Genomic DNA, 25,154 nt, shown 5'->3' on the forward strand with positions numbered 1-25,154 from the left:
AGTATTAAGTGTCTTAAATTCTGTCAAAAACAATTATTGCTATAGCAACGATAATACAAAATTAGAGCACGTAACCCGTTCAGCAGCTTAATTTTAATAAAAGACTATCACTTTAACGTAATTTTAACTGCGTACCGCTGCATTTTTTATTGCTTCTTTGCTTACCTTTGCTGTATAAACTGGTATCAAATTTGTAAAGTAGATACCAGAGACAAAATTGAATAATTAAACTTTCTACATACATCGACGTGGATTTCGTTCCATAAGCGATTTAGATTTTGGTTGATAAAATGGTAAGGAGGCTTTCTAGCCTCCTTTTTTTATTGTACCTGTTTCATTTACAATCAAAATTGGTTAAATTTATTTTAGTGATCAAAATTGTTGCGTATGGTGTCCCTTGCTCCCGGAATATTACTCATAGCTGATCCCTTTCTGAAAGATCCGAACTTTGCGCGCACCGTGGTATTACTTTGTGAACACCAGGATAAGGGCAGTTTTGGTTTTGTGATCAATAAGCTGTTTGATCAAACGCTGGATGAGCTGGTGCCTGAAGTGCTGGTGCCTAACATTCCCGTGTTCTTTGGCGGCCCGGTGCAAATGGATACTATTCACTTTGTACACCAGCAGCCGGAGCTTATTGACGGTGGTTTTGAGATCATTCCCGGCATTTACTGGGGCGGCCGTTTTGAGAATGTAGTATCGCTGCTGAATGAAGGCCGGCTGGATCTGAGCAGGATCAAGTTCTTTATTGGTTATAGCGGCTGGAGCAGCGGGCAGCTGGTGAATGAGTTCAATGAAAAATCCTGGATCTTATCTGAGAGCGATACGGCCCTTATTTTTGATGAAAAGGAACAGAACATCTGGCAGCAATCGCTGAAGAATTTAGGGAACAATTTTGCCATTATGGCCAACTTCCCCATTGACCCGTCTTTGAATTAAAAATATTGCTTTATAAAGCAGCGGATCCCGTTGTGGCGTGGCCCGCAACGGGATTTTATTTTCCTGCAGAGATTAAACCTTACAGGCATACTTTAACCACTATACGTTTAGGAAAATGAAAAAATAATTGTCAACTTTATAAGCATAAACATTTGCTGATCCCGTTGTGAAAGTCATTGTATGATCACCCGTAGCTCCCCGATAAGACCATTGCCTATTCCCGTTGTAACTTACAGGCCGCACGAGGTACACCCGTCAACCAGGCTATTTATCACTATCAAAAATATTTGTGCTGGTAACAGCATGCCGATTATGGTACTACAGTTATTACTGACTGTTTGAGAATGCATTGGCACACGAAAATCTTCCGTTGTAGCCATCCTATGACATAACCGCAAAGGCCGGGTTTTCCCGGCCTTTTTCATGCATAAAAAGCCTTACAGCACGCATAGGTTTGCTGATTAAAGCCGGCCAGGTGAAAACAACATCGTTTGCGCCGTTAAGGGATCAGCCCCATACATCCGGCCCTAAGAACTCTGCCGGTTTTACTTTCAGCAGATCACAAATTTCAAACAGGCGATGAATGGTAAGCGGGGTTTTACCATTCTCCAAACGGCTGTATGCATTTTGAGAAATATTCAGCATAAAAGCCATATACTCCTGCGAGTATTCCTTTTTACGGCGCAGTGAACGAAGCTTTTGGATAACACGCATTATGTACGTGTGTGTAACGGTATTTTGATCCATATGAGAGGGTTGCTATGTAAAAGACGGATATGATCAGGATTATAAAATGCAGGAGTACTAACTATCACCACTATACGGCAAACAGCAACGTTTAGCCATGCACGTGATCATTCGTTTTCTCCAGGCATAAACCGGGTTACGCGGGCAAGTTAAGTTTAAGGACATGGTACATCAGTTTATCAAACAAACAATTGCATTTAATGCATACAATGGAGTGTGTGTCTTTATGGTCTAATGGTTTAACAGGAATAGCTATAAAATAGTTTAGAGAACCGCTTCTATTAAGTTAAATAATTCTGCACGCCTGAATTCTTAATGACTTGTTAATGAATTGTTAAGTGAAAATACACCTTTAAGCATAAACGTAACCGGTTAAGCTGCAATGGAAATGAAGCATTTACGCTTTTTTATTTGCGTAAGCACGCAACAGCGCTTTCCCGCCAAATCCAGCTAAAACAATACAGGCCTGATCTTCAAGCGAATAGGAATATGGTGAGCGTTGCTGAAAAAGATTTACGTAGGTAGCTTTTTTTGTGATTTAACAACAATTGGGATCAGGAAGGTTCATAGTGTGGTCGCTTTCAATCACTTTCGTAAACTTGCGGCTGGTGTATTATTACAGTTCCGGCTGCTTTCATCTGCTGGCAAGGCTCCTGGCGGGTGAGGCCGGTGTATTTTTACACATCAATCTGTTAATAAAAATTTTGATTTTTTTTTCTGTGCCTATGCTTTGAAGTCCAATGGTTAACGTGCCGCCCTTTGTTCCCCCTAACAAAAATGACTAAACGGAGTGAGAATATTCAAAACAATTTAAATATCTTGCTAATGTAAAATGGATACGGTAGGATCAACCACGGAGCGCGATGCATTTTAACCCATTTTTCAACTGTGAGAGCAGGAGCAACGAAAGCATTAACAGCCGAATAGCTAAACCTATGAAAACGATAACGGTAGGCCTCTTTTAGGCCAGCTTGCATCGGATAATAATATAAAAAAACACCCAAAAACTTATTGAAGATACACCTGTACTTCTGTAACGGCAGCTACCGTTCAGAGGCACTTAAATATATTCATTTTCATAGGAATAGGGTTATATGCCTGCTGCATGGTAGTTATGTAATGTAATTATCATAATCGGCAATAACCTGCTCGTTGAATAACCCGGCCAGTATTCCTACTGCGCTTTTAACGGGGTCTTCTTAGATTGGAATAGTTAGGACAAAAACAAAGGCCGGGTAATCATACCCGGCCTGTTATTTTATGTGCATCTCTGCTTATTAGCTAATCAACGAAGCGCCTTCTACCAGCACGGTTGCTTTATTACGCAGCACTTCCACAAAGCCGCCTTCTATCTGAAAATACTCTGCCTGCACTTTATCTTTCAGCACCTTCATTTTGCCTTTGCCTAAAGCAGCGATCAGCGGCGCATGGCGGTTCAGCACTTCAAAAGAGCCATCTATACCCGGCAGCTGCACGCCGTACACTTCTCCGGTGAACAGCTTTCTTTCAGGTGTTAAAACTTCAAGCAACATTATAATTAATAATTAAAAATGAAGAATTAATTTTTGGCTGCTTCCAGCAGTTTCTTACCTTTTTCAATGGCATCATCAATGGTACCTACCAGGTTAAAGGCAGCTTCCGGATACTCATCTACTTCACCATCCATGATCATGTTAAAACCGCGGATCGTTTCTTCAATGGGCACCAGTACACCTTTCAGACCGGTAAACTGTTCTGCCACGTGGAAAGGCTGTGACAGGAAACGTTGTACACGGCGTGCGCGCACTACGGTCAGCTTATCTTCATCACTCAGCTCATCCATACCCAGGATGGCGATGATATCCTGTAACTCTTTATAACGCTGCAGGATCATTTTCACCCTTTGTGCGCAGTTATAGTGTGCTTCACCTACAATGGCAGGCGATAAGATACGGGAAGTAGAATCCAGCGGGCTCACAGCAGGATAGATACCTAAGTCGGAGATCTTACGATCCAGTACGGTGGTAGCATCCAGGTGGGCAAAGGTTGTTGCGGGAGCTGGATCCGTTAAGTCATCCGCAGGTACATATACCGCCTGTACGGAGGTAATAGAACCGTTTTTGGTAGAGGTGATACGTTCCTGCATCAGACCCATTTCCGTAGCCAAAGTAGGCTGGTAACCCACCGCAGAAGGCATACGGCCTAACAGCGCGGATACTTCAGAACCTGCCTGGGTAAAACGGAAGATGTTGTCTACGAAGAAAAGGATATCGCGGCCGCCGCTGGCAGAACCATCTCCGTCACGGAAATATTCTGCAATGGTTAAACCGGACAGGGCCACACGTGCGCGGGCTCCGGGGGGTTCGTTCATCTGGCCAAAGATAAAAGTAGCCTGTGAGTTCTTGAGGGCCTGCATATCTACTGCGCCCAGCTCCCAGCCACCATGCTCCATGGATTCCTGGAATTTTTCACCATATTTTACAATACCGGCTTCGATCATTTCACGCATCAGATCGTTCCCTTCACGGGTACGCTCACCTACACCGGCAAATACTGATAAACCTTCGTAACCTTTTGCAATGTTGTTGATCAGCTCCTGGATCAATACGGTTTTACCTACACCCGCACCGCCAAACAAACCGATCTTACCACCTTTTGCATAGGGCTCGATCAGGTCAATTACCTTGATACCGGTGTACAGTACTTCTGTATCGGTAGCCAGGTCTTCAAAACGGGGGGGCTGGCGGTGAATGGGGTAACCATTGGAAGCGTCAATATCTCCCAAACCGTCAATTGCTTCACCTACCACATTGAACAAGCGTCCTTTGATCTGGTCGCCAACAGGCATTTTAATAGGGGTGCCCTTGTCGGATACGGCCATTCCTCTTACGAAACCATCTGTAGAGTCCATGGCTACACAGCGAACGCTGTCTTCACCCAGGTGCTGCTGCACTTCCAATACTACTTTCTGACCATTTTCACGGGTTACTTCCAGGGCGTTGTAGATTTCGGGTAATTTTCCTTCAAAATGCACGTCCACTACGGGACCGATAATTTGCTTGATCTTACCTGTGTTAGGCATATATTTATAAATCTTTAAATGAGCGGTTTATAAAATTTGGCGCAAAGGTAATGGTTAAAGGGGTAAAATTCAAATAAACGCCCGGATTCATCGGGGTCAAATTCAAATATATAAATACCTAATACCAAACCAACTCCTGATCATCTTATTTATCGTTAATTACCCTGTTTTCTTCGCTCATTGCACAATATTCACCTGCCAAATTGCGTGTTACACCATGTAAATGTTAAGGCCGTCCTAAAATCCCCTGCCTGACCGTTAAATAGCGTTAAGAAAGTGCCGGTATGGCGCCTCTGGTACGATAATCGCATTATTTGTAATGTACACAACAACCTAAGGAAATGCGTGACAGATTTTCCTGATACCTTTTAAAAGTATGCGATATGAAAAGCAAGATAAACTTCTATGCGAGCGTAATTATTGCCAGCTTTACCATCACTACATTAGCCGATAGTTGCGCAACGGCCAGACCACAACAGTACTATGACCAGGGTTATGATCAAAATTATGACCAGGATCCTTATCAGCAGGGAAATGCATCTTTTTCTGCCTTTTATGATGCCTTAAGCCCATATGGACAATGGATGAACTACGGACAATACGGACGGGTATGGGTGCCCAATGCCGGGCGGGACTTTCAGCCCTACTCTACTAACGGGCACTGGGTATATACAGATTATGGCTGGACCTGGATGAGCGACTACCCCTGGGGTTGGGCGCCTTTCCACTACGGCCGATGGGCTTTTGACAATAATTACGGGTGGTTATGGGTGCCTGGCGAAGAATGGGGCCCTGCGTGGGTAAGCTGGCGTAACAGCCCGGATTATTATGGCTGGGCGCCGTTAACACCGGGTATGAGCATTGGGGTAAGTATGAACATTCCGACGGCTTACTGGTCATTTGTGCCCTGCGCATATATAGGCAGCGCCAGCCTTCACCAGTATTATGTGCCCCGTAGCCGCAACGTAACCATTATTAACAATACTACCGTGATCAATAATGTGCGGGTAGTAAATAATAACCGTTACTACCGTGGCCCTGAAGTGCGGGATGTGGAAAGGGTAACGCGCCGGCCTATTACCCCGGTACGGGTAGTGAACAGTGACCGTCCGGGTAGCGGCAGCCTGAGTAACAACCAGATGCGCATTTTCCGCCCGCAGGGTGCAGAGCTGCGCCGCCCGCTGGCTGATAATAACCGCGGAAACAATCCTACCAGGATTAACGGTAATAACAACCGGGTCACTCCCACGCCTGCGCCTAATAACAACAATAACGTTACCCAGCCGGGTGTGCCGGGCAGAACCCGCCGCGTATTTGATAATGATAATGGCAACCGGGTGAACCCGCCTGCCAATGTCCCGAATAATAACAATAATCAGCCGGTTAATACCCCGGAACCGAACCGGAATGCGCCCAGGCGTATATTTGATAATAACAACAATAATAACCGTCCGGTAACACCGGCTCCTAATAATCCAGCGCCGAACCGGCCCAGTAATCCAGTTAACAGCCCAGCTCCGAACAATAATCCGCCCCGGCGTATATTCAACGAGCCAAACAACCGCCCGGCAGCTGCTCCTGTAACTGCACCAATGCCAAGGACACAGCCTTCGTCACCTGCACCAAGGCCGGAGCCCAGGACAAGTCCGGCGCCGCAACCCAGGAATAATCCTGCCCCGCAGCCACAACGGACCATGCCCGCTCCTGCTCCACGCCCGGCCCCTGCGCCGCGTATGCAGCAGCCATCAGCACCACGTCCTGCACCAGCACCAGCCCCACGCCGTACTAACGACAACAATGGTGGCGGTGGCGGAGGAAGGATACAGCGAGGATAAGATGAAACAGGAATAAAAAGCAGGAGATTGAAAGAGGGAAATAAGACAGTCTTATTTCCCTCTTTTTAATTAATTAATTATAAATTATTGATCACTTACACACTGAAAAGGATCAGGATTGCCTTCCGGGGCGGGTTTATTAAATGCCCAGCAAAAGTTCATAGCCTGGCTGGTAATGCTGATCAGCTTTAGCTGCACCTTCATGCCTTTGCGGCTGCCGGCAGCATCCACGGCGCGGGTTTCCTTAGCCGGTACATCATTCACCGTATATTGTTCTGTTTTGAATACATCCCCGTTACTGCGCAGGTATTGCACGCTTACCACTACATTGTCAAGCGGGTACTCTGTCTGGTTTTTCACGATCACCTGCAGGTTTTTGATACCGCCAAAGAAGCCGGTTTTGTAGTCGCTGGTATTAACGGAAATAAACTGCTTCCAGTTACGGCGGTAATACGTGCGGCGTTCCACAAACTTGCCCTGCACGCGCTGCTGCTGGTCTTTACGGTCGGCTATTTGCTGGGCGGCCCCACTGGCCAGGTTCAGGCTTTGCTTCAGGTCGCGATTCTCATTCAGCAGGCGCTCATTTTGCTGTAATACCTTGCGCACCCGCTGCTGCTGCCGGTAATAGCCCAGTCCCAGGATAATAGCTACAAAGAAAAAGATGATCGTATAAAGAAAAGGTGATGTTTTTTTCATCTGGAATAGTTGTTAATGGTATTGTACCTGTTTTACCGGGCTTATCCTGGCAATTAGAAAAAATGATGCCATTATAAAATTGCTTTATACATCCTTTCTCCGACTTCCTTATTTTTGCTCCCCTATGGAGCTCATCAAAGTAGATAACGAACAAACCGCCCGGCTGTTTATACAGATCCACGTAAACCTTAACAGACATAACTCCCAATGGATCCGTCCGTTGGATAAGGATATTAATTTTGTATTTGACCCGCAGAAGAACAAAACCTTCCGGCACGGGGAATGTGTACGCTGGCTGCTGAAGAACAAGCAGGGGCAATGGATTGGCCGGATCGCCGCTTTTGTGAACAACAAATACCGCACTAAAGGTGATGAGCAGCTTACCGGCGGGATCGGTTTTTTTGATTGCGTACATGACCAGGCGGCGGCCAACCTTTTATTTGATACCGCCAAACACTGGCTGCAGGAAAGGGGCATGGGCGCTATGGACGGCCCTATTAATTTTGGTGAGCGCAATAACTGGTGGGGCCTGCTTACAGAAGGTTTTCATGAACCCCTGTACTGTATGAACTATAACCCGCCTTATTACAAAGACCTGTTTGAAACCTATGGTTTCCAGCCTTTCTTTTACCAGATTTGCTTTGCCATAAACGTTGGGGTGCAGCTGCAGGAGAAGTTCTATGCCCGCCACGATGCCCTGGACAAGGACCCTGCCTACAAGGCACAGCACCTGCAAAAAAACAAGCTGGAAAAGTATGCAGAAGATTTTTGTACCATCTATAATAAAGCCTGGGCCGGCCATGACGGAGGCAAAGAGATAACCAAGACGCAGGCCCTGCAGATCTTTAAGCAAATGAAACCGGTGATGGATGAAAAAGTGGTGTGGTTTGTTTATCACAACAATGAGCCTATTGCCTGCTGGTTAAACCTGCCGGAGCTGAACCAGTTCTTTAAGCATATGAACGGCCAGTTCGGGTTATGGCAAAAGCTGCAGCTCCTGTGGATGAAGTATACCCGCCAATGCCGCAAATTCACCGGTATTGTGTTTGGCATTGTTCCGGAGTTCCAGGGCAAGGGAGTGGATGCTTATATGATCGTGGAAGGCGCCAAGCTGATACAGGGGCAGCACCTGTATGAGGATTATGAAATGCAGTGGATCGGTGATTTTAATCCCAAAATGCTCAATATTGGCGAGAACCTGGGCGCTTACCGCAGCCGCCAGCTTACCACCTACCGTTATTTATTTGACCGTACCAAGGAGTTTAAACGGCATCCGCTGGTGTAATGTGCAGATGACAGATATGCAAATGTGCAGATGTAATGCAGCGAAGATCACCATTTGCACATCTGCATATCTGTAATTTGCATATTAATTCGCCTGCATTCTTGCCCGGGGCAGCTGTTTCAGAATGCTTTTATAAATATCTCTTTCCTTAAAGGGTTTCAGCAGCCAGTCATTGAACCCGGCTTTGCGGAAGGTTTCTTCATCCTGCCGGTCAATATCAGCGGTAAGCACCACGATGGGCACTTTTGCTTTTTTGGTGTCTTTATCGGCACGGATGTGCTGTACCACTTCCAGCCCGCTCATTTCCGGCATTTGCAGGTCCAGCAGTATCAGGTCGTAGTTATTGGTCTGGTACAGCTCATAGGCTATGGCGCCATCCCTGGCCATATCAAAACGGCATTTCCAGCGGGTAAGCATTATTTTCAGCAGCAGCAGGTTCATTTCCTGGTCGTCAGCTATCAGCACATACAGTCCTTCCAGCTGGTTGCCGGTCATTTGCTCAATATCATGCTGGGTAATAATTACTGTTTGCGCAGGGGTTGCCAGCTCATAAGGGATCTGGCAGCTGAAGCGCGTGCCTTTGCCTACTTCACTCTCCACGCTGATGCTGCCACCGTGCAGCTGTACCAGGCGCTGGGTAATAGCCAGCCCCAGGCCGGTACCACCAGGCTTATGGTGGGCGGAACGTACCTGGTAAAACCGTTCAAAAATGCGGGGTAATACTTCCGGTGGCACACCCGGGCCGGTATCTTCCACTGACAGGGACAACACTCCCTGGCCACCGCTGCTATCCAGCTTAGCGGTTACAGTAACACTCCCTGTTTCAGTGTATTTGATGGCATTGGCCAACAGGTTCACCAGGATTTGTTTCAGACGGAACACATCACCCAACACATGCTGCTGCTGGTTGCCCGCAAAGGAAAAATGCAGCTGCAGCTGTTTGCTGGTGGCCTGTATGCGCATAGTGTTCGTTACATCTGCCAGGGCCTGGTACAATGTAAATGGCTGTTTCTGAATGGAGATATAATCGCTGTCCAGCTTTGAAAAATCCAATACATCATTCACCACATCCATCAGCAGGCCGGCAGATACATCTATGTGATGTAACAGCTCCTGCTGGTTTTCCTGTAAAGGAGTATGCGACAATTGTTCAGTAAAACCTACAATAGAGTTTAGCGGGGAGCGTATCTCATGGCTCATATTGGCCAGGAATACAGAGCGGGCTTTGGCAGCATTCAGCGCATGTTGTTTTTCTTTCTGAAGCTGTTTATCCTTGCGGTGGTAGTCCCACCAGATAACACCAGTTACTATCGCGGTAAGTTCCAATAATGCGATCACCAGCAGCACAACATTCTCCATACCCCTGGTGCGTCCGTTGAAATCGGCGGTAATGGCGGCTTGCCGGGCTTGCATGGCCTGCTTTTGCGCGGCATCATTTGCAGGCATGGCGCTATTTTCCAGTTCTAACTGGTGCATAGCCTGTCGTAGTTGGTTCATATTATGACGGTGATAATATAAAGCTGTCACCCCAACAATTAATTTACAGGCCAACAGGACAAACAGTGCAATACGTAAAAAGCGCATTTAATTAAATTAAAATTTGATACATGGTGTATTGTCTTTTTCAACAGATAACCTGGAAGGATCCTAATAGATCAGTTGCAACTTATTGTACATACGACGGGTAAAACATTCACGCCCCTACTTTTGGTTTATAGTTATTTCAAAGGGATACCAGCCGGGAATTAACGATTGGGTATCAGCAAGAAAATTAAAGAAATTTACAGACATGGTAAATTTTAATTCTTACAAACGGTTCAGGATCCATAAAAACAGGTAGCGCTGAACCGCTGATCTATCCTGCTTTTCGTTATATATCCGGTTAGCATCCGGCCACCGGCAAGGTGTGCCGCCGGGCGGATAACAGTCCGAAAAAATGTGTACTTTCGGGCTTTGCGAATGCTTGCATATGGAGAATTTTATCGTTTCGGCCCGTAAATACCGTCCTCAGAATTTTTCTACCGTAGTAGGACAATCACACATTACCACTACTCTTAAAAATGCGATCCGTAATAACCAGCTGGCACATGCCTTCCTGTTCTGCGGTCCGCGGGGAGTGGGTAAAACCACCTGTGCCCGTATACTGGCCAAAACCATTAATTGTGAGAACCTTCAACCGGACGGAGAGGCCTGTAATGAGTGCCACTCCTGCAAATCGTTCAATGAAGGCAGCTCTTTTAATATTCACGAGCTGGATGCGGCTTCCAACAACTCCGTGGATGATATCCGCACCCTGGTAGAGCAGGTACGTTTTGCACCGCAGGCCGGCAAGTATAAGATCTATATCATAGATGAGGTGCACATGCTCAGCTCCTCCGCCTTCAACGCATTTTTGAAAACACTGGAAGAACCGCCCTCCTACGCTATTTTCATCCTGGCCACCACGGAAAAGCACAAGATCCTTCCTACGATCCTGAGCCGTTGCCAGATCTTTGACTTTAAGCGCATTACCATACAGGATACGGTAGATCATCTGCACGAGATCTGCGAGAAAGAGCATATACAGGCTGAAGCCGACGCCCTGCACCTGGTAGCCCAGAAAACAGATGGCTGTATGCGTGATTCCCTGAGCACCCTGGATAAAATTGTAAGCTTTACCGGCGGGCACCTCACCTACCAGAATACACTGGAGCACCTGAACATACTGGACTACGACTATTTCTTTAAAGTAATGGATGCCGTGCTGCAGCAGGATGTAGCCGGCGCCCTGCTGATATTTGACGAGATCCTGCAGAAAGGTTTTGAAGGAGATAATTTCCTGAACGGCTGGGCAGAGTTCCTGCGTAATTTATTAATGTGTAAAGAGGAAAAGGTGCTGCACCTGCTGGAAGTATCCGGCAACCTGAAGGACCGGTACAAACAGCTGTCCGGCAAAATAAGCCCGGCCTACCTGATCACCGCCCTGCACCTGCTGAATGAAACGGAGATCAACTACCGGATGGCGCGTAATAAACGCCTGCACGTGGAAATGGCGCTGATCAAGCTGTGTTACCTGCAGCAGGCCGTTACCCTGGCCGGCGATGACCAGTCCGGCGAAGTGGTAAAAAAAAAGTTAGTACCTGATGGCGCAGTGCCGCAACAATTACGCGCACCTTTTGCCCAGGCAGCCGGGCCTAAAAGCGCCGGCAAACCCGCAACAGCGGCCTCCATTGCACAAAATGAAGGCGCAAAGCTAACAATAGAGACGCCGCCGGCGGCTAAAACAGCGGCTACTGCTGCACCGGCAACCACCCCCACGACACCTGCAGCTACGGCGCCTGTTGCTGCCGCAGCCAATACCACTACTACACCCGCTAATAATAATACTGCGCCGGCAACCCGTACTACACCTGCCAAACAAGGCGCACCCGCTACCGGCAGCAAGCTTACGGGCCTGGCAGCCATGAAGGAAGCCCTGGCGGCCAGACAGCAGCAAACTACCGTGCGTGAAGCAGTGCCTATTACAGCAGGCGCGCTGGCCGTGTACTGGGAAGAGTTTATTGACATTTTCCGGCAGGCCAATAAAATGACGGTAGTGAGCAACCTCCAGCTGGCCATTATTAACCTGCTGGGAAAGGAAGAGATCGGGATTGTAAGCCGGAACATTGTACAGTTCCGCTTTATGGAAGAAGAAAAGCTGGCTATTTCCGACTTTTTTAAACGTAAGTTCAATAACCCGGCTATTATTCTCACCCTGCAGCTGGATGAAAGCCAGCAAACCCAGGATATAGGTCCGGCGCCGCTCAGCAGCCGGGAACAATTCCAGCTAATGGCGGAGCATTATCCCATGATCAAAGAGCTGAAGGACCGGCTGAACATGGAATTGGATTTTTAAACCGGTTATTGCTGACTACGTTGGCACTAACCCCTCATTTTCTTACTTAATAACTCCCGGCTTTACTTTGAGATTCGACTTTCGACTTTCGACTTTCTTTTGTAGGTTTGGGCAAAATTTTGACTAAAGACTATGGCAGAAGTTATCAGAATGCCCCTTTTAAGTGATACGATGACAGAAGGGGTGATTGCGGAATGGCATAAAAAGGTGGGTGATACCGTAAAATCAGACGACGTAATAGCTGAAGTGGAAACCGATAAGGCTACCATGGAGGTAATAGGATATGTGGAGGGAACGCTGTTATATGTAGGCGTGGAAAAGGGAAAGGCTGCCAAAGTAAATGATATCATAGCTATTGTAGGTAAAGCCGGTGAAGATTATAAACCTTTACTGGAAGGTGGTGGCGCCGCTAAAGCGCCGGCATCCAACGGTAAGGCCGATGCAGCTGCACCAGCGCCCAAAGCAGAAGCGCCGAAGGCTGAAGCACCTGCTGCCAAAGCCGCTCAACCGGCCGGCGATGCCGCTGCAGCAGCCGAAGCGCTGAAGAATGCAACGGTGATCCGTATGCCGCTGCTGAGCGATACCATGACAGAAGGCAAGATAGTAGCATGGAATAAAAAAGTAGGCGATACCGTTAAGAGCGATGATGTGCTGGCAGAAGTGGAAACCGATAAGGCTACCATGGAAGTAATAGGTTATGCCGATGGTGAGCTTTTATACGTAGGCGTAAAAGAAGGCGAAGCCGCTAAAGTGAACGGCATTATAGCCATTGTAGGTAAAAAAGGAACGAATGTAGATGCTATACTGGCAGCTGAAGGCGGATCTCCCGCTCCCACAGCTGGTGGTGCCGCACCTGCTGAAAATAAAAGCGGCGATGCCCAAGCGCAGACTGCTGCTGCTACTGCCCCGGCAGAAAGTAACGGCGCTGTTAAGGATGGCCGCGTTAAAGCCTCCCCCCTTGCCAAAAAGCTGGCAGAAGAAAAAGGGATTGACATTAACCAGGTAACCGGAAGCGGTGATGGTGGCCGTATCGTGAAAAAGGATGTGGACAGCTTTGTGCCCGGCGCTAAACCGGCAGCTGCTACTGCTCCTGCTGCGGCAAAAGGTGGTGCAGCTCCTGCATTTGTACCGGCTGGCCAGGAAGGTTATACCGATACCCCGCTGAGCCAGATGCGCAAGGTAATTGCCCGCCGCCTGAGCGAAAGCAAGTTCACCGCGCCCCACTTCTACCTGAAAATAGATGTGGTGATGGACAAAGCAATGGAAGCCCGCAAAACCATCAACGAGATCTCTCCTGTAAAAGTTTCCTTTAATGATATGGTGATCAAGGCCGCTGCCATGGCCCTTCGCCAGCATCCTTTTGTAAACAGCAGCTGGATGGGTGATTTTATCCGCACCAACCAGCATATCCATATCGGTTCTGCCGTAGCTATTGACGAAGGCCTGATCGTACCGGTGATCCGTTTTGCAGATCAGAAATCCCTGAGCCAGATAGCCGGTGAAGCTAAAGAGCTGTATGAAAAAGCCAAGAACAAAAAACTGCAACCGCAGGAGTTCAGCGGCAATACCTTCAGCATTTCCAACCTGGGCATGCTGGGTATAGACGAGTTCACGGCTATTATTAACCCGCCGGATTCCGCAATCCTGGCTGTGGGTAATATCAAAGAAACCGTAGTATCAGAAAAAGGACAGTTCAAGGTGCAGAACATCATGAAGCTGACCATGAGCTGCGACCACCGTATTGTAGACGGTGCGGTAGGCGCCCGCTTCCTGGCTACCCTGAAAGGGTTCCTGGAAAACCCGGTGACCATGCTGGTATAACACTTACGCAAATAACTATACGAAGGGGCGAAGCAGGTGCTTCGCCCTTTTTTATTTGGGTGCCTGATAAAGACGGGTTGTTGTTTAAACGATCCGTTTATTTTTGAAACATCTTCTTTTTATTTCAAGGCTACAACCGGATCTGCAGGCGCTTTGATGCCTCTGGCAAATGAACAGGCAGCACCGACTACCGTATAACGGCACCGCCCCCCGGAAACCATCATGAACAGTATGCTGCTATTCTGCTTGGACGGTTCGGCTGAATTCAGTAAATTTAATTATACCCCAACATCCTAATCCTTGTTTCTGTCATGAAATTGCCTGTAAATACCCTTAACTGGTTTGAAATACCTGTCAATGATTTTGACCGTGCCCGCCAGTTCTATAGCCAGCTGTTTGATTATGAGATGCAGGTTTCCGTAATGGGCCCTAATCAAAGAGGCTTTTTACCGTTTGCCCCCCAGGGCGGCGGTATTGGCGGCGCTATTGTGCAAGGCCCGGACTATATACCCAGTCAGCGTGGCAGCCTGGTGTACCTGAATGCCGGTGATGACCTGAACCAGGTGCTGGCACGCGTTGCGGCGGCGGGTGGGCATGTGGAACAGGAGAAAGCGCCCGTATCGGAAGAAATGGAGCTGGGTTATTATGCTATTATCAGGGATACGGAGGGAAATAGAGTGGCGTTGCATTCGATGGGGTAGCCCGTTCGTTGATTATGGCGATCCTTTTTTTCTAATATCCTATTCAGTTGTCTGATTATAAATGATAGACTTCTTTCACAAACTTTTGAAAATTCAAAAACTTCTCTTATCTTCGGTTTTGAAAAGGGAAGCTTATGAAACTGGCAGAAGCAAAAGCACAATTTATCCAAACCTGGGGCTCACTGGGCGCGCAATGGGGCATTAACCGCACCATGGCGCAGATCCATGCGCTGCTGCTTATTATGCCTGATCCCCTGAGCGCAGATGAAATTATGCAGGAGCTAAACATTTCCCGGGGCAATACCAATATGAACGTGCGGGAGCTCATTAACTGGGGGCTGGTAGAACGCATCCTGGTGCCCGGAGAACGCCGCGAATTTTTCTCCGCAGAAAAAGATATCTGGAAAGTAGCTACCTACATTGCCAAAGAGCGGAAGAAACGGGAGCTGGACCCCATTATGAAAGTGCTGAACCAGCTGCAGGATGTGGAAGGCGAAGCAAAAGATAAATATGTAAAGTCTTTCAAAGATTCCATTCAGAACATCAACAAGTTTGCGCATCATACGGATAAAACCATCAACTCTTTTGTAAAGTCTGAAGAAAGCTGGTTTTATAGTACGCTGCTGAAGATCTTCAAGTAAAAAAATTTTATCACAATATTTCAATAATTATTGAAAGTTATGAAACCGATATTACAACATAAAAAGATCGTGGTAGCCGGTGGCGCCTACCCGCCATCCCAAACCCGGTCAGGGCCGCACCACCTATGTACACTGGGATGGCCAAACCTTGGGTAACTGGGTAAACCAGCTGGAAAACGCAGACCTGCTGATCAATCTTACCGGTAAGAGTGTGAACTGCCGGTATACGGAACGCAATAAAAAAGAGATCTTCGACAGCCGCACCAACGCTACTACTGTATTAGGGGATGCCATCCGCAGCCTGGCACACCCACCGCGTTTGTGGGTAAATGCCGCATCTGCCACTATTTACCGGCATGCAGAAGACCGGCCCATGGATGAATTTACCGGCGAAACAGGGACCGGTTTTTCCGTACAGGTTTGCAAAAAATGGGAACAGACCTTTAATGATATAACGCTGCCCCATACACGGAAAATTATTTTACGTATAGCCATTACATTGGGCCACCAGGGTGGTGTGATGGCGCCTTACCTGAACCTCATGAAATTCGGGCTGGGCGGATACCAGGGTAACGGACGGCAAATGTTTAGCTGGGTGCACATTACCGATGTATGCCGTATGATTGCCTGGTTATACGAACAGCCGCAGCTATCCGGTACTTTTAACTGCAGCGCGCCCAATCCTGTACCTAACAAAACATTTATGCAAATGCTGCGCAAAGCCGGCGGGTATTATATTGGCCTGCCCGCCCCTGCCTGGATGCTGGCCATAGGCGCAGGTATGATAGGTACGGAAACAGAGCTGCTGTTAAAAAGCCGCTGGGTGCTGCCGGCAAGGATCACGCAGGCCGGCTTTACGTTTCAATACCCATACCTGCAGCCGGCATTTGAAAGTATTTTGCAGCAGCTGCCACGCAAGGCGTATCATTTATTTTAAGACATTATTATAACATCAGGCCGCCCCGTTTTCCAGGTAATTGCCTTAACTTAGTTTTATGGCTATCAACAGTAATAATAAAAAGTTAACCGTCGTTATTGGCGCCTCTGCTAATCCGCAACGATACAGCTACCTGGCCGTATCGCGGTTAGCTGCGCACGGGCATCCGGTGGTAGCCATTGGTTTAAAGGATGAAAAGATCGGTGATACGCCGGTGATCAAAGAACATCCGGCAGTAGAAGCGGTAGACACCATTACCCTGTACCTGAATCCCCAACGGCAGCCGGCCTATTATGATTATATTCTGCAACTGCATCCCAAGCGCATCATTTTTAACCCCGGTACTGAAAACCCCGAGCTGGAGCAGCTGGCCATTAAAAATGGTATTGAGCCCATAGAAGCCTGCACCCTGGTTATGCTAAGCACCGGGCAATATTAACCTGTTACTTTTTTTCGTATATTCGGTTGACATTTTTGGATCCATCCATTCCCCATTTCTGCAAGGCTATAATTACAGACTGGCTTTCCGTAACCGACTAAGCGCGTATAACACCAACGCCTATTCACTTTTTAATTATACTCACATGTTTAAATGGAGAAGATTCAATGGCGACCCCATTCACTTACCTATTAAGGATGAGGTGCGCGAGGCCATTATCCGTGAAACAGGCCGTGGTTTCAGACTGAAGGTTTGCATTGGCACCGATTCACAGGTGAAGGGCGTAGAAACTGAATTTGCTACTGTGATCGTTTTCCTGCGGGAAGGGCACGGCGGTTTTATGTTCATCCACAACGAAAAAACAAGGGATGTGTATTCCATTAAGGAACGCATGCTGATCGAAGTGGCCAAGAGCATTGAAATTGCCTATGAGCTGTGCGATCTTTTCACGGAGTATGATGTGGACATGGAAGTGCATGCCGACATTAACACCAATCCCCAGTTTAAAAGTAACCTGGCCTTACGTGAAGCCATGGGTTACATACTGGGTATGGGCTTTGCCTTTAAAGCCAAGCCGGAAGCCTTTGCCAGCAGCAGCTGCGCCAATAAGGTAGTGAACTGACCGTGAAAAAGTAAGTAGATCTTAACCCCTGTTTTTTGGACGTGGTTACGCGTCCGGTAGGTTTGTCTCCCCTATTCCAGCCAGCTCCGGCACACATTCTTATAACTCCGGTATCCCAATTTATTACAGGCTAAAACAACTGCATAACAAGGTTTTGTATAACCTTATACCGTTGTCCTGAACTGTGCGTTCATTTCATCAATAAAGCCCAGGATGGCGTCGCGGCCTGATTTTTTAACGGTAGAGGTAATAAAGTGCTGCGGCAGGAATTCCCATTCTTCGCGCAGCTTATTGAGGAAGGCTTTTACATTTTTGCTGGTTTCGGCCTGGGTATTTTTATCGGCTTTGGTAAACACCAGGTTAAAAGGTACTTCCCATTTACCCAGCTGATTAATAAAGTCAATATCCAGCTTCTGGGGTGTATGGCGGCTGTCTATCAGCACAAATACATTTACCAGGTTCTCCCTTTTACGCAGGTAATTCTCAATCATTTGCTCCCATTGCCGGCGCTGCGACTGGCTTACTTTGGCAAACCCGTAACCCGGCAGATCCACCAGGTACCAGGCATCGTTTATAACGAAGTGGTTGATCAGCTGCGTTTTACCCGGCGTACCGGATGTTTTTGCCAGCTTATCGTAGTTGGCCAGCATATTGATCAGGGAAGATTTACCCACATTGGAACGGCCTATAAATGCGTATTCCGGCAAATTGGGTGCGGGGCACTTTTGCCAGTCCACGTTACTGATAATGTATGCTGCTGATTTGATGATCATTATAAAGTACATGCTCCATGGGCCATAGTCCATGGAAGTTTAAAATAGCATGCATCTGCACATTGGCACAGCTGCATATTTACACATTTACTACCTTTGCCCCCTATGTCAGATAAAGCGAATGTTCAGAAGGTAGTTCCGTATGCGGAGTCAAAATTAAGCAAGAAGGAGCAAATAGCGGCCATGTTCAATGATATTGCGTTCCGTTACGACTTCCTGAACCATTTTATGTCCATGGGAATTGATGTGCTGTGGCGCAAAAAAGCTTTACGGCAGCTGAAAACCCTGCAACCCAAACAAATGCTGGATGTGGCCACCGGTACCGGTGATTTTGCCATTATGGCCAACCGGCTGCTGCAACCGGATCATATAACGGGGATAGATATCTCCGAAGGCATGCTCCAATTCGGGCAGCAAAAAATAGTTAAGCTGGGACTGGAAAATAAAATAACCCTGCAGGCGGGCGACAGTGAAACAATAACTTTTCCTGATAGGACGTTTGATGCCATAACGGTGGCATTTGGCGTGCGCAACTTTGAAAACCTGGAAAAAGGGCTCTCAGAAATGTGCCGCGTACTGAAACCAGGCGGAAAACTGGTAATCCTTGAATTTTCAAATCCAACAGTTTTTCCCATTAAACAATTATATAATCTGTATTTTCGTTATATAACACCACTCCTGGGAAAATGGATTGCGAAAAGCCAGGCAGCTTACAGCTACCTGCCGGATTCAGTGAAGGCTTTTCCACAGGGGCAGGTAATGTGCAATATTTTAACTAACACTGGTTTCCAGTCGGTTACATGCAAAACGCTCACTTTCGGCATATGTTCAATTTACTGCGCAACGCGCTGATCCTATCCCTTTTCATAGTCCTATGGAAGCCAACAACCGTGTGCGCCCAGCAAATGATGAACATGTTGGAGCATGATGCCAAACCTTATTATTTTGGTATTACCCTGGCGGCCAATAATTCCAATTTTAAGCTGATGCAGTCGCAGGCTTTCCTGAAGGACGATTCCATTATGGTGGTAGAACCTTTACGCACCATGGGTTTTAACCTGGGCCTGCTGGCCAATGCCCGCCTGAGCCAGTATTTTGACCTGCGTTTTAACCCGCAGCTGGTATTTGCTTCCAAGAACCTCTATTATAAAGAGCTGTACCCGGTACAGGAAACCACTAAAAAGGTAGAATCCATTCTCTTAAGCTTTCCCGTTCAGATCAAATTTAAATCGGACCGCATAGGTAACATGCGCGTATATACGATTGCCGGTTTAAAGTTTGATTATGACCTGGCTGCCAATGCCCGCGCCCGCCGCGATGATAACCTGCCCAAGATCCGCACTACGGATTATGGTTATGAACTAGGCGCCGGTTTTGAGTTTTACTTTGAAAGCTTCATCTTCTCCCCTGAAATTAAGATCAGTAACGGATTGGGCAATGTGCATGTACAAAACAAGGACCTCCGCTACTCCAATGTGGTTGAGAAAATGCAATCCAGGATGTTTGTGTTTTCTATACACCTGGAAGGATAGTTGCACAACTAGCAGTTAGCAATTAGCTGTTAGCTGTTGGCAAGTCCGCGAAGATTGTTTCTTGTTGTTGGCTATATTTTTCATTGCCAGCGATGCCTGCTACTTTACTATTGAACTTATTCCCCGGCTGCTAACTGCTAACCGCCAACAGCTAACTGCTATTTGCTAACTGCCAACTTATTATCTTTGCCGCATGCAAAATTATCTCATCCGGAATATTGCAGTCATAAATGAAGGACGTACTACGGTACAGGACGTATGGATCAAAGGCGACCGCATTGAAAAAATAGCTCCACAGATCACCCTGGATGCTAATTACAAAGAGATAAACGGGGAAGGAAAACACCTGCTGCCCGGGGTTATTGACGACCAGGTACATTTCCGCGAACCCGGCCTTACCCATAAAGCCAACATTTATACTGAAGCGCGTGCAGCTGTAGCCGGCGGCACTACCAGCTTTATGGAAATGCCCAACACCAAACCGGCCGCCCTTACCCAGGAAATACTGGAAGAAAAATATGACATCGCCGCACAACGCTCGCTGGCCAATTACTCCTTTTTTATGGGAGTGGCCAATGACAATGCGGACGAAGTGCTGAAAGCCAATGCTAAAAAAGACCGCGTGTGCGGTGTAAAAATATTCATGGGCTCCTCTACCGGTAATATGCTGGTAGATAATTACCTGACCCTGGAAAGAATATTCTCCCAAAGCGAGCTACTTATTGCCACGCATTGCGAAGATGAAAAGATCATCCGTACCAACATGGCGGCTTTTCAGGCAGAAAAAGGAGAAGAAAACCTTACAGCCGCCGATCATCCGCTGATCCGCAATGAGGAAGCCTGTTTTGAATCCTCGTTAGTGGCAGTGCAGTTTGCACAAAAGCATAATTCCCGCCTGCATATCCTGCATATTTCAACGGAAAAAGAGCTGCAGCTGTTCAGCAACATGCTGCCCCTGTCAGAAAAACGTATAACCGCTGAGGTATGTGTACACCATTTATATTTTACGGCCGATGATTATGCGCGTTACGGCAACCTGATTAAGTGTAACCCCGCCATTAAAGCGGAGCATAATAAACATGCCCTGTGGAAAGGCCTGCTGGATGACCGGCTGGATATTATTGCCACGGATCCTGCCCCGCATACCTGGGAAGAAAAACAGCAGCCCTATATGCAGGCGCCCTCCGGCGTACCGCTGGTACAACACAGCCTGCTGATGATGCTGGAACATGTAAGCAAAGGCAACCTGACCCTGGAAAAAATGGTAGAAAAAATGAGCCATGCACCTGCCACCTGTTTCCGCATACAGGAAAGGGGCTTTTTGCGGGAAGGGTATTTTGCTGATTGCGTGATCGTGGATCTGCAGCAGGCTACGATGGTAGATAAACCCAATATTTATTATAAATGCGGCTGGAGCCCGTTTGAAGAACATACTTTCCCGGCAGCCGTTACCCACACCTTTGTAAGCGGCCACCTGGCCTGGGAAAACGGCCAGTTCAATGAAAATGTACAGGGCCGCCGGCTTACGTTCCGGGTATAAAAAACTTACCTGTAATTATTGATAGTTAGTTAAATGCATAATGCTGTGCTAACTACTAATAACTTTTATGGAAATATGATTGTCCTGCATCCTTACAAAACGTATATTCACTAAAATTAAAATACGGTTGCATGGAGCTGGACAAGACGACCTACTATGATCTATCTATTTTTAACCGTGAGGAAGAATTTTCACTGTTCCACCGGTTAGACTTTACCACTACTGCGGGTGGCCGCGAATACCTGCGGCAGCTGTTCAGCGCTCCCCTGGCCGATATTGCAACCATAGAACAAAGGCAGCAGGTGCTGCAATACATACTGACCCAGCAAGCCCAGTGGCCGGAGATCATTACCAACGGCACTATTGTAGTGGTTGAAAATTACCTGGAAGCGCAGATAGCGCCCATTTCCAGCACCGGCGGCCCCGGCCTGCTGTTAAGCGCTGTAATGACCAAAACCATTTATGCACCGGATTACGGGTTCATTAAATTCTCGTTCTCCCAGCTCATGAACCTCATAAAAGGTTTTCGCAAGCTGGTAGAATTATTCAATACAGATATTACCCCAAAAATACTTAAACAGCTGCTGGACAGGGCCCAACAGCTGCTACAGCAGCGGGAGTTCACGGAGCTGCTGCACATAGAATCCCTGGAACAGCTTTCCTTTATACAGATCTTACGTTATGATAACCTGATCCGCAGCCGCCAGAAAAAACACCTCTGGGAGCTGGTGGACCTGTATAAAAAGCTGGATGCCTATTATGCCATGGCCAAAGCGGTGAAACATTATAACCTGCAGTTCCCTGTATTTGAAGATACCCCTCACCCCTTTATAGCAGCTAAACAGCTGTATCACATGATCTTACAGGCGCCGGTATCCTATGACATTGAGCTGGATCCGCGATCCCGTTTTTTATTCCTTACCGGGGCCAATATGGCAGGCAAAACCACGTTTATTAAAGCAGTAGGTGTGGCTGTATTTCTTGCGCATATTGGAATGGGCGTACCTGCAGAACATATGAAGCTTAGCTTTTTTCACGGTATTTTCAGCAATATACAGGTGCAGGATAATATCTTTAAAGGAGAAAGCTATTTTTACAGCGAGGTGCAGCGCATTAAGAACACCATTATCAAGATCAGTAACGGCCGTCACTGGCTGGTGCTGATAGATGAAATGTTCAAGGGCACCAACGTGGAAGATGCCAAGAACTGTTCCCTGGCTGTGATACAGGGCCTGTTGCGCAGCTCTAACTGTTTGTTCATTCTGTCAACCCATTTATATGAGCTGGCAGAAGAGCTGCAGGGAGAAAAGAACATTCTTTTCAAGTACTTTGAATCGGAAGTTATTGCGGATAACCTGCACTTTACCTACCAGTTAAAAGACGGTATTGCACGTGAAAAGATCGGTTATTTGATCCTGAAACGGGAGAAAGTGCTGGACCTGCTGAAAGAAATAAAATAGTGCTTATTTTTGACAAGATTTTTAGGAGCTGCTGCAGAATAATAGCAGTGGCAACTACTAATTTTATCGCTATCCTCTGCTTTTTTTGACCATTAAATGAAAACCTATGTATCCGTGTGAGAACCTGCTTTTTCTGGAATGAACCTCGTAGCAATGCTTTGCAGCATACTATGAAAAACCTGTAACGATCATAAACCATATCTATTCATCATGTTAACCATTAAATACTAACAGCCCATGAAGTATTCATTTCCGGATGTGCCGGCACATTTGGTGAGTGTTACCTATGAAATACCGGTACAGTACAAGAACTACCAATATCCCTTTGCACAAAGCCAGCTTATTTCCACTCCGTTAACGGTGATCCTGGAACAGAAAATTACCGTAAGAGGCTGCGTGGTATCCCATCACTGGATGTTTGTAAAAGGACCGGTAAAATTGTTGCTGCAGCCCGACGAAACCGGCGCTACACTGTACTGTATGATGCAAGGCAGCATAGACTGCCGTATTAATGGCAGGGAGCGCGTACGCCTGTACCAGGGGCAGTATAACCTGCTGCAGCTGCACCAGGGCACCCATGAAATATTCCTGAATCCCGGCCTGTATGCATCCTGGGGGGTAGACAGCCCTTACACGCTGCTGGAAGAAATGGCCACGGATTCTTTTCATGCTAAAAAACTGCTGCATCAAACCCTGAGTAAAGACGGCGCACCCAAACCGCTTTCCGGCATTACCTGGAATAAGCTGTACCAGCTGATAGAAGATATTAATCACAGCACTCCTGTGAAGAAAATAACGGAAATGCAGCTTTTTGGCAAACTGCTGGAAATACAGGCCATGGTACTGGAAGACCTGGATACCTCCGGCGACCGTCCTTACCGCGATGCCAACAGCCAGCTGTTTGAAACCATTAAGGTATACCTCTCCAACCACCTGGATACCCGGCCCGACCTGGCGCAGCTGGCACGCAGCTTCTGCATCAGCCAGTCAAAGCTAAAGCAGGGTTTCAAAAAATATTTCATGACCACTGTATGGAGCTACCATCACAAACAACGTATGGAGCGCAGCATGCAGCTGCTGCTGCATACAAATAAAAGTGTAGCCAATATTGCGGCGGATCTGGGCTACATGCCTACCAACTTTGCAAGGGACTTTAAAAAGTTCTTTGGTTATTCCCCACGGTCGCACCGGGCCAATGGGGTAAGCTATGCCACTGAGGAATAATACATTAGCGTCAAATCTTTTTTGACCAAGCGTTTAAACCTATGTCCAAAAAAACGATGGCGGAAGTCATTGCAGGATTGTTTATTCTCCTGTTTTTGTACACCGCATTAAGCAAATTGGGTGAATTTGCCGTGTTCAGACATTTCCTGCGCAGCTCTCCTTTAATAGCCCGTAATGCCAGTATTATGGCGGTTTTGATACCTTCCGGTGAAATACTGGTTGCTTTATTATTGTTCCTGCCGGCTACCCGCAAACAAGGTATGCTTGCATCCCTGGGGCTTATGCTGGCGTTCACCGCTTACCTTTCCTACATGCTCCTTTTTGTGCCCAGGCTGCCCTGCTCCTGTGGCGGCGTTATTAGCCGGCTAAGCTGGCAGCAGCACCTGGTATTTAACGTTGTGTTTATTGTACTGGCGCTGCTGGGCATACGGTTACATGACCATGTTCCGCCATCTATAAAAACAGGCGAAGCTGAAAACCAGTAAAAAGAGTAGGCTTATTAATTCATTAAAACTTCAATTCTTTGTATGAGGAAAAATTCTATTTGCTTATTAGCCGTGCTGCTGGCCGTAGCAGCAGTGTCTTACACCCAGGCCAACAAACTGATAAAAAAACCTGCAACTACGCAGTGGTTCCTGTATTCAGATGGCGGGGACGATATTGCTTTTAATGTTGGAGAAGCCCGTAATGCAGGAAATTATATTGAAGCCGGTACTGATGTATCTGACGTTTGTAACGGTACGGTGAATCTGTGCGCAGTGCTGGCGTTAACCAACAATCACCTGCCGGTAATTACACAGGGCAGCACGCTGGATAACCAGCTGGTAACGTATTTCAACACAGGTGGTACTTCTGTGGGAGGGTTTCTTAAGGAGAAACCGTAAAGAATTTTAAATGTAAAATGATAAATAATAAATGTAAAAGTGAATGCAGCGATGACCTTATCCGCCGCATTCACTTTTACATTTTACATTTATCTCGTTCATAAAGTCTTTTAACAGTCTCTATGAACCTCCTTCGTCGGTTT

At 47.0% G+C, this 25,154-nt stretch carries 23 protein-coding genes; 17 read left to right on the forward strand and 6 right to left on the reverse strand.

Annotated features, from left to right (window positions below):
* Positions 1–387 precede the first annotated feature (387 nt).
* Positions 388–939, forward strand: a complete 552-nt coding sequence (locus KVT36_RS02715; protein WP_089906182.1) for a YqgE/AlgH family protein — start codon at positions 388–390, stop codon at positions 937–939.
* A gap of 507 nt (positions 940–1,446) precedes the next feature.
* Here the strand turns inward: KVT36_RS02715 and KVT36_RS02720 are convergent.
* From KVT36_RS02720 to atpD, 3 genes are all read right to left on the reverse strand, one after another.
* Positions 1,447–1,653 (reverse strand): helix-turn-helix domain-containing protein, encoded by a 207-nt coding sequence (locus KVT36_RS02720; RefSeq protein WP_217601941.1) that lies wholly within the window; start codon positions 1,651–1,653, stop codon positions 1,447–1,449.
* Between the two features lie 1,310 nt (positions 1,654–2,963).
* Positions 2,964–3,218, reverse strand: a complete 255-nt coding sequence (gene atpC / locus KVT36_RS02725; RefSeq protein WP_217601942.1) for an ATP synthase F1 subunit epsilon — start codon at positions 3,216–3,218, stop codon at positions 2,964–2,966.
* Positions 3,219–3,244: 26 nt separating this feature from the next.
* Entirely contained in the window at positions 3,245–4,747 is a 1,503-nt protein-coding gene (gene atpD, locus KVT36_RS02730) for a F0F1 ATP synthase subunit beta (RefSeq protein ID WP_217601943.1), read from the reverse strand.
* Between the two features lie 383 nt (positions 4,748–5,130).
* Here atpD and KVT36_RS33065 point away from each other — a divergent pair, with 383 nt between their 5' ends.
* On the forward strand, positions 5,131–6,582 hold the full coding sequence (locus tag KVT36_RS33065) for a DUF6600 domain-containing protein (RefSeq protein ID WP_305858470.1): 1,452 nt from the start codon (positions 5,131–5,133) through the stop codon (positions 6,580–6,582).
* Between the two features lie 84 nt (positions 6,583–6,666).
* On the opposite strand, the gene KVT36_RS02740 is transcribed toward KVT36_RS33065, so the two are convergent.
* The gene (locus tag KVT36_RS02740) at positions 6,667–7,278 is read right to left on the reverse strand and encodes a hypothetical protein (RefSeq protein WP_217601944.1); all 612 of its coding nucleotides are present in this window, start codon (positions 7,276–7,278) and stop codon (positions 6,667–6,669) included.
* A 124-nt stretch (positions 7,279–7,402) separates the two neighbouring features.
* Here KVT36_RS02740 and KVT36_RS02745 point away from each other — a divergent pair, with 124 nt between their 5' ends.
* Complete coding sequence (locus tag KVT36_RS02745) at positions 7,403–8,563, forward strand: hypothetical protein (protein ID WP_217601945.1); 1,161 nt, start codon at positions 7,403–7,405, stop codon at positions 8,561–8,563.
* 84 nt (positions 8,564–8,647) lie between these two features.
* On the opposite strand, the gene KVT36_RS02750 is transcribed toward KVT36_RS02745, so the two are convergent.
* Positions 8,648–10,060, reverse strand: a complete 1,413-nt coding sequence (locus tag KVT36_RS02750; protein WP_217601946.1) for an ATP-binding protein — start codon at positions 10,058–10,060, stop codon at positions 8,648–8,650.
* 472 nt (positions 10,061–10,532) lie between these two features.
* Between KVT36_RS02750 and KVT36_RS02755 the strand changes: the two genes are divergently transcribed.
* From KVT36_RS02755 to KVT36_RS02785, 7 genes are all read left to right on the forward strand, one after another.
* Positions 10,533–12,437 (forward strand): DNA polymerase III subunit gamma/tau, encoded by a 1,905-nt coding sequence (locus tag KVT36_RS02755; RefSeq protein WP_217601947.1) that lies wholly within the window; start codon positions 10,533–10,535, stop codon positions 12,435–12,437.
* 132 nt (positions 12,438–12,569) lie between these two features.
* Complete coding sequence (locus KVT36_RS02760; RefSeq protein WP_217601948.1) at positions 12,570–14,258, forward strand: pyruvate dehydrogenase complex dihydrolipoamide acetyltransferase; 1,689 nt, start codon at positions 12,570–12,572, stop codon at positions 14,256–14,258.
* Positions 14,259–14,569: 311 nt separating this feature from the next.
* Positions 14,570–14,959, forward strand: coding sequence for a VOC family protein (locus tag KVT36_RS02765; protein WP_217601949.1), 390 nt, complete (start codon positions 14,570–14,572; stop codon positions 14,957–14,959).
* A 134-nt stretch (positions 14,960–15,093) separates the two neighbouring features.
* A complete protein-coding gene (locus KVT36_RS02770; RefSeq protein ID WP_089906193.1) occupies positions 15,094–15,600 on the forward strand; it encodes a GbsR/MarR family transcriptional regulator in 507 nt (168 codons plus the stop codon).
* 79 nt (positions 15,601–15,679) lie between these two features.
* Positions 15,680–16,537: a TIGR01777 family oxidoreductase gene (locus KVT36_RS02775; RefSeq protein ID WP_217601950.1), complete on the forward strand. Its 858-nt coding sequence runs from the start codon at positions 15,680–15,682 to the stop codon at positions 16,535–16,537.
* A 58-nt stretch (positions 16,538–16,595) separates the two neighbouring features.
* Positions 16,596–16,976, forward strand: coding sequence for a CoA-binding protein (locus KVT36_RS02780; protein WP_217601951.1), 381 nt, complete (start codon positions 16,596–16,598; stop codon positions 16,974–16,976).
* A gap of 145 nt (positions 16,977–17,121) precedes the next feature.
* The gene (locus tag KVT36_RS02785; protein WP_089906195.1) at positions 17,122–17,598 is read left to right on the forward strand and encodes a ribonuclease H-like YkuK family protein; all 477 of its coding nucleotides are present in this window, start codon (positions 17,122–17,124) and stop codon (positions 17,596–17,598) included.
* A 164-nt stretch (positions 17,599–17,762) separates the two neighbouring features.
* Here the strand turns inward: KVT36_RS02785 and yihA are convergent, their stop codons facing one another.
* A complete protein-coding gene (yihA, locus tag KVT36_RS02790) occupies positions 17,763–18,404 on the reverse strand; it encodes a ribosome biogenesis GTP-binding protein YihA/YsxC (RefSeq protein ID WP_254639805.1) in 642 nt (213 codons plus the stop codon).
* Positions 18,405–18,476: 72 nt separating this feature from the next.
* On the opposite strand from yihA, the gene ubiE reads away from it, so the two are divergent.
* From ubiE to KVT36_RS02825, 7 genes are all read left to right on the forward strand, one after another.
* Positions 18,477–19,223 (forward strand): bifunctional demethylmenaquinone methyltransferase/2-methoxy-6-polyprenyl-1,4-benzoquinol methylase UbiE, encoded by a 747-nt coding sequence (gene ubiE, locus KVT36_RS02795; RefSeq protein ID WP_217601952.1) that lies wholly within the window; start codon positions 18,477–18,479, stop codon positions 19,221–19,223.
* Positions 19,196–19,903 carry a porin family protein gene (locus tag KVT36_RS02800; protein WP_217601953.1) on the forward strand — a complete coding sequence of 236 codons (708 nt, stop codon included), beginning with the start codon at positions 19,196–19,198 and terminating at the stop codon, positions 19,901–19,903. Before ubiE ends, KVT36_RS02800 begins: the two co-directional genes overlap by 28 nt.
* Before the next feature lie 193 nt (positions 19,904–20,096).
* The gene (locus tag KVT36_RS02805; protein WP_217601954.1) at positions 20,097–21,443 is read left to right on the forward strand and encodes a dihydroorotase; all 1,347 of its coding nucleotides are present in this window, start codon (positions 20,097–20,099) and stop codon (positions 21,441–21,443) included.
* Between the two features lie 131 nt (positions 21,444–21,574).
* On the forward strand, positions 21,575–22,903 hold the full coding sequence (locus tag KVT36_RS02810) for a DNA mismatch repair protein MutS (protein WP_217601955.1): 1,329 nt from the start codon (positions 21,575–21,577) through the stop codon (positions 22,901–22,903).
* A gap of 237 nt (positions 22,904–23,140) precedes the next feature.
* A complete protein-coding gene (locus tag KVT36_RS02815; protein ID WP_217601956.1) occupies positions 23,141–24,127 on the forward strand; it encodes a helix-turn-helix transcriptional regulator in 987 nt (328 codons plus the stop codon).
* Between the two features lie 41 nt (positions 24,128–24,168).
* On the forward strand, positions 24,169–24,612 hold the full coding sequence (locus KVT36_RS02820) for a MauE/DoxX family redox-associated membrane protein (RefSeq protein ID WP_217601957.1): 444 nt from the start codon (positions 24,169–24,171) through the stop codon (positions 24,610–24,612).
* Between the two features lie 42 nt (positions 24,613–24,654).
* Positions 24,655–25,011 carry a hypothetical protein gene (locus KVT36_RS02825; RefSeq protein ID WP_217601958.1) on the forward strand — a complete coding sequence of 119 codons (357 nt, stop codon included), beginning with the start codon at positions 24,655–24,657 and terminating at the stop codon, positions 25,009–25,011.
* Positions 25,012–25,154: the final 143 nt, after the last annotated feature.

The sequence above is a fragment of the Chitinophaga sp. GbtcB8 genome (genome assembly GCF_019091455.1).
Classification (GTDB): domain Bacteria; phylum Bacteroidota; class Bacteroidia; order Chitinophagales; family Chitinophagaceae; genus Chitinophaga.